Source organism: Streptomyces aureus, assembly GCF_001418135.1.
GTDB classification, from domain to species: Bacteria; Actinomycetota; Actinomycetes; order Streptomycetales; family Streptomycetaceae; genus Streptomyces; species Streptomyces aureus_A.
The window spans coordinates 1-5,594 of the sequence record NZ_LIPQ01000234.1; the positions used below are offsets into that span (position 1 = coordinate 1).

Sequence of the window (5,594 nt, forward strand, 5' to 3'; positions counted from 1 at the left end):
ACCGGCCAGACCCGCGAGGACACCCGTCTGACCCTCGCGGCCCTGCTCACCCCCAGCGGCCAGAGCGCCGCGGAGACCCCCCTGCGTTCGCGGGCGGGGATCGTGCCGGGCGGCTTCGTCCTGACCGGCAACCTGCCCATGCAGTGCACCATCGGCACCGGCCGGGCGATCGTCCAGGGCAACGACACCGCCCAGGGCGCCTATCTCGTCGCGGCCACCGCGCCGGAGACGTTCACGCTCACGGACGGCGACCCGCAGTACGACCGGATCGACCTGATCGAGCTGGCCGTCGTGGACGACGCCTACGACCGGACCGGTGCCACCGAGGCCGTCATACGGGTGATCAAGGGCGAGGCCTCGGCCACCCCGGTCACCCCGCCGAGCGGCCCCGGCAGCACGCTCCCGCTCTACACGGTCCGCGTGCTGAAGGGCACCTCGGCCGGCACCGGCGGCATCGCCTGGACCGGCGGCGCGGTCACCGCCCAGCACTGGCCGGTCGTCGCGCTCGGCGGCATCCTGCCGACCAGCGGTTTCAAGGGCGCGTACCCGGGCCAGTACCGGGACGCCGCGAGCCTCCTCCAGCGCTGGGACGGCGAGACCTGGGTCTCGTACCCGAAGACCATCGGTGGCATCGCCCCCAGCGGCACGGTCACCACCGGGAGTTACCCGGGCCAGTACCGGGACAACGCGGGTGTGCTCCAGCGCTGGGACGGCACGGGCTGGCAGTACGTCGAGGGCAGGGCCACGGTCCTGTTCAGCGCCTCGCAGACGGTGCAGCAGACCGTCTCCCCCAACGTGTGGACCCCGGTGACCCTGCAGAGCGTCGACGTCGACGACGCCACGGGCTGGAACGGCACCACCACCTACACGGCGCCCCGGGCCGGCTGGTACCGGATCTCCGGCCACGTCGTCTGGTCCGGCGACTCCGCCAACGGCATGCGCGGCGCCCGGATCCTCGTCAACGGCGTGGGCGTGAGCCGCTGCACCTGGCTGACCCCGGCCGGCGGCGGCGCCGTCGCGGTCGGCGGACAGGGACTGATCAAGCTCACCACGGGCAGCACCGTCCAGCTCGCCGCCTACCAGACCCACACGGCGGCCGTGAAGACGCTCGGCGGCTCGGGCTACTCCTGCAACCTCAACGCCGAGTGGATCAAGTCCTGACCCCCCGCTCCCCCTTGCGACCTTCCCCGAACGGAGAAACCCCATGAACCTGCGCAGCAGCTGGGTCGCCGAGACCGGCCAGACCCGCGAGGACACCCGGCTCACCCAGACCGGTGTCACCACCCTGACCAACCCCGTCCAGGTCCGCTCCGGCGTCCTGCCCGGCTCGTACGACGGCCTGTACCGCCTGTCCGGCTTCTGGACCTACGGCTCCGCCGCCATGTCGGCGACGGTCTCCGAGGGCCGGGCCGTCATCCAGGGCGAGATCTCCCAGGGCGTCTACCCGGTGACCCTGCCGGCCTCGGAGGTCGTGACCTTCGCACCGGGCAACGCCCTGTACGGCCGGATCGACCTGCTCGTCCTGAGGGTCCACGACAAGCTCTACGACGGCGGCGAGCGCACCGAGGCCACGATCGAGATCATCCAGGGCGCGCCGGAGCAGGACCCGAAGGTCCCGGTCGTCCCGCCGCGCTGCCTCCCCCTGTACGAGGTGGCCGTCCCGGCCGGCGCCAGCGCGGGCAACGGCGGCATCCCGTGGAACGCCGCGCTCAAGGACCTGCGCACCCCGGTCGTCGCCCTCGGCGGCATCCTCCCGGTCGAGGGCCCGGTCCTGCCCGGCGCCTACCCGGGCCAGTACCAGGACGCGGGCGGCGCGCTCCAGCGCTGGGACGGCGGCGCCTGGGTGTCGTACCCGTCGGCGCTCGGCGGCATCATCCCGGCGTCCGCCTCCACCACGCCGGCCAGCTACACCGGCCAGTACCGCGACTCGGTGGGCGGCCAGCTCCAGCGCTGGAACGGTTCGGCATGGACACCGGCGGTGCCCGGTCCGTACTTCGTCGACAACGGCGACTTCGGCGACACCGCGGCGACGACGTACACCTCGACGCTCGCGGGACGCGCCACGAACCCGCTCGCGGTCAACTTCGTCGCCCCGCCGTCGAAGGCCGTCGCCGTCAGCTTCGGCTGCAAGATGCGGTCCCGCGACGACCACTACGCGTACATGGCGCTCCGCCTCACCCAGGGCACCACGGTCGTCAACGACCTCGACGACGACTACGCGGTGATCGCGGCCAGCACCGACTTCATCTCGGCCTCCGGCGCGCGCCGCCTGTCGGGCCTGACGCCGGGCGCGACCTACACGCTCACGGCCTACTTCAAGATCATCACCAACACCCTCGGCCTCAAGGCCGGGTTCGACAACACGTTCATCAAGGTCGACCCGCTGCCGTAGTCCCGGATCCACCCACCCGACAGGAGAAACCATGGCACTGCGCAGCGGCTGGCTCTCGCCGACCGGGCAGACCCGTGTCACCACCCGCCTCACCGCCCTGGGCGCCACCACCCCGGTCGGCCCGCTCGCCTCGCGCTCCGGTGTCCTGCCCGGCACGGCCGACGGCAAGTTCCGCGTCGGCGGCCTCTGGCTGAGCGGCAGCGGCCCCATGAGCGCGACCGTCTACGCCGGGCGCGCCATCGTCCAGGGCCCGAACGCCCAGGGCGCGTACCCCGTCACCCTCGACGCGGACACCGTCCTCACCTTCGGCGACGGCGACCCCCTCAACCCGCGCGTCGACCTCGTCGTCCTGCGCGTGTACGACGACGAGTTCGACAGCCTGACCAGGAGCGAAGCCGCCCTGGAGATCGTCAGGGGCCAGCCGAAGGCGCAGCCGTCCGCCCCGGACGCGCCACCGCTCTCCCTCCCCCTCTTCTCGGTCAGGGTGCAGGCCGGGGCCTCGGCCGGCACCGGCGGCATCGCCTGGACCACGGGGGCCGTGACCGATCTGCGCACCACGCTCGTCGGCGTGGGCGGCATCCTGCCCGTCTACAACAACGCCGGCGTGCCCGGCTCCTACCCGGGCCAGTACCAGGACAACGACAACGCCCACTTCCTCCAGCGCTGGGACGGCAACGGCTGGGTCGCGTACCCGAAGGAACTCGGCGGCATCGCCCCGAGCGGCACCGTCTCCACCGGCAGCTACACGGGCCAGTTCCGCGACAACCAGGGCACCCTGCAGCGCTGGAACGGCACCTCGTGGGTGAACTACCAGCCGCCGGTGGAGGTGGAGACCACCACCGGCGGAGCGACCGCGCTGGCCGGCTGGACGGTCGTGAGCTTCTCCGCCCGGCGCAGCCGGGGCCTCGCGACCGTCCTCCTCACCGTCACCCGCAGCGGCGCCGACATCACCGCCTCCGCCACCGGCCACATCAACGACGAAGCGCTGTGCACCCTGCCCGCCGGGTGGCGTCCCGCCATCGACTACGAGGCCTCCGCCTGCGACGGCATCGGCAACGGCGGCGCCAACTTCTGGACCAACGGACAGGTCAACCTGCGCACCTGGTCCTCCAACGGCTCTCTCGTCGCGGGCCGCCACGTACGCGTCTCCGCCACCTACGTCCTGTAAAGGAGGGCTGTCCCATGGCACTCGACACGCCCTACCGGGCGATCTTCTGCGACCTCATGACCGACCTCACCCTCGACATCCTGCCGCTGCGGGACGTCTCGTTCGAGGACTACATCGGCCGGGCGGGCTCCCTGTCCGGCACCGTCCCCATCCCCGACCGTGCCATCGCCGAACGGGCCCACAAGATCAAGCCGGGCCGCACCGCGGTCTACCTGGAACGCGGCGGGGACCTGTGGTGGGGCGGCATCGTCTGGACCACCAACCTGCAGGGCAGCGACCGCGGCGTGGTGACCCTGGGCATCCAGGCCTCCACCTTCGACTCCTACGCGAGCCGGCGACGCATCCGCACGCCCATCGAGTTCACCCAGCCGACCGACCAGTTCCGCATCGCCCGCCACCTGTGGGACACGCTCTCGGCCGGCCTGGGCCACAGCTCCATCGACACCGGCGACCCCCTGGAGGAATCCTCCGTCCTGCGGACGGCGTCGTGGCGGTTCGGCGACGAGACCGTCTACCAGGAGGCACTCGACCAGCTCGGCGCCCAGGAGAACGGCTTCGAGTACCAGATCCTCGTCTACCGGTCCCCGGAGGACGGCCGGCGGATCCGCCAGCTCCGGCTCGGCTCGCCGAAGATCCGGACCGGCGCCACCGACATGCTCTTCGACCGGCCCGGCACGATCCTGTCGTACTCCATCCCCGACGACGCCACCCGCGGCGGCACCCAGGCCCTGGCCCGCGGCGCCTCGACCAACAGCAACGCGGGCGCCGAGTCCCGGCCGGCCCTGTCCTCCCTGGCCGAGCCGAAGAAGCCGCTCCCCGACCTCTGGCCCCAGCTGGACCTGTCCTCGGACCACAACGACATCGGGGACAAGAGCACGCTGGACTCGCTGGCCCAGGCAGCCGTCGACACGGCGTCCGGCTCCGTGCAGATCCCCGAGATCAGCATCCGGCTCGGCGGGATCGTGCCCCCGGCGCTCCTCGGCCGCACCGCCCGCATCCGCATCACCGACGAGTGGCACCCGGCGGGTCTCGACTCCCGCTACCGCATCGTCGGCGTCAAGGTCCGGCCCGCCGAGCGCGGCCGCCCCGACACCGCCGAACTCGCACTCGAGGAGGCCTGATGGCCCTGCTGCCCGAGGACATCATCGACCGGCTGATCCAGATGGAGCGCCGGATCCAGGCGCTGTCCACAGCGGTCAACACCCGCCCGTCCTTCAACGAGATCCGTCCGTTCCCGCCCTCCACCACGAGGCCGACCCTCCGGATCTTCGACAACCACAACCACGAGATCTTCGCGGACGACGTCGCGACCGGCGGGCTCGCCCGGCCGTGGCTGCAGCTGATGCCGCCGGTGGACCACCTGAAGGAGGCGAAGTGGCCGTCCACCACCAGCACGGCCTTCACCGCCATCGCCCAGTCCTTCAACCCGGTCTGGCAGCCGAGGATGCGCCTCGCGATGTACACCAAGGCGTCCAGCGGCGCGACCGGTCAGGTGAAGGTCATGGTCGACGGCCAGCAGTTCGGTCCGACCGTCGCCGCCGGACAGACCTTCGACCACACGGGTCCGCTGCCGGTCGACCTGGCGACCAAGTTCGGCAAGGTGATGACCGTCGAGATCCACGCCGTGGTGACCAGCGCCTCCGGCACGGTCTACGCCCAGCCCGTGAGCATGTACGGCACCCAGACCTGATCCGCCCACCGCGGCCGACGAGGCCATCGAGGAGCACCCCATGAACATCGATCCCACCCAGCCCTGGGGCGTGGTCATCGACTACGCCGGCCGTGCCACCGTCACCGAGAACGGCCACACGCTCTCCATCCGCGTCTACGACAACGGTCTGGGCCACACCCTGGAGCGGGACCCGTTCACCGGCCAGTACCCGTCGGTCGACGTCAGCGCGGAGTTCGCAAGGACCGGCCAGGGCGACACCGTCCTGCGCGGCTTCGGCCGGGCCACCGTCGAGGCGACGGACGGCGTCCCCGCCGTACCCGACCCGACCGCCGTCCAGCAGGCCGTCGCCGCGGCGCTCGCCG

6 protein-coding genes are annotated in these 5,594 nt (G+C 72.0%); all 6 read left to right on the forward strand.

What is annotated here, in order from left to right; all coding sequences use genetic code 11:
- Positions 1–1,161, forward strand: a 1,161-nt coding sequence (locus AOK00_RS20145; protein ID WP_063886629.1) for a hypothetical protein, incomplete at its 5' end; no start/stop codon positions are given.
- A 43-nt stretch (positions 1,162–1,204) separates the two neighbouring features.
- Complete coding sequence (locus AOK00_RS20150; RefSeq protein ID WP_055601694.1) at positions 1,205–2,392, forward strand: hypothetical protein; 1,188 nt, start codon at positions 1,205–1,207, stop codon at positions 2,390–2,392.
- 31 nt (positions 2,393–2,423) lie between these two features.
- Complete coding sequence (locus tag AOK00_RS20155; RefSeq protein ID WP_055601695.1) at positions 2,424–3,560, forward strand: hypothetical protein; 1,137 nt, start codon at positions 2,424–2,426, stop codon at positions 3,558–3,560.
- A 14-nt stretch (positions 3,561–3,574) separates the two neighbouring features.
- On the forward strand, positions 3,575–4,681 hold the full coding sequence (locus AOK00_RS20160; protein ID WP_055601696.1) for a hypothetical protein: 1,107 nt from the start codon (positions 3,575–3,577) through the stop codon (positions 4,679–4,681).
- Positions 4,681–5,250 carry a hypothetical protein gene (locus tag AOK00_RS20165; protein WP_055601697.1) on the forward strand — a complete coding sequence of 190 codons (570 nt, stop codon included), beginning with the start codon at positions 4,681–4,683 and terminating at the stop codon, positions 5,248–5,250. Before AOK00_RS20160 ends, AOK00_RS20165 begins: the two co-directional genes overlap by 1 nt.
- Before the next feature lie 40 nt (positions 5,251–5,290).
- Positions 5,291–5,594, forward strand: a 304-nt coding sequence (locus AOK00_RS20170; protein ID WP_055601698.1) for a hypothetical protein, incomplete at its 3' end; no start/stop codon positions are given.

Coding starts and splice junctions, on each gene's coding strand:
- AOK00_RS20165 (WP_055601697.1), top strand. CDS start 4,681: ATGGCCCTGCTGCCCGAGGACATCATCGACCGGCTGATCCAGATGGAG.
- AOK00_RS20150 (WP_055601694.1), top strand. CDS start 1,205: ATGAACCTGCGCAGCAGCTGGGTCGCCGAGACCGGCCAGACCCGCGAG.
- AOK00_RS20155 (WP_055601695.1), top strand. CDS start 2,424: ATGGCACTGCGCAGCGGCTGGCTCTCGCCGACCGGGCAGACCCGTGTC.
- AOK00_RS20160 (WP_055601696.1), top strand. CDS start 3,575: ATGGCACTCGACACGCCCTACCGGGCGATCTTCTGCGACCTCATGACC.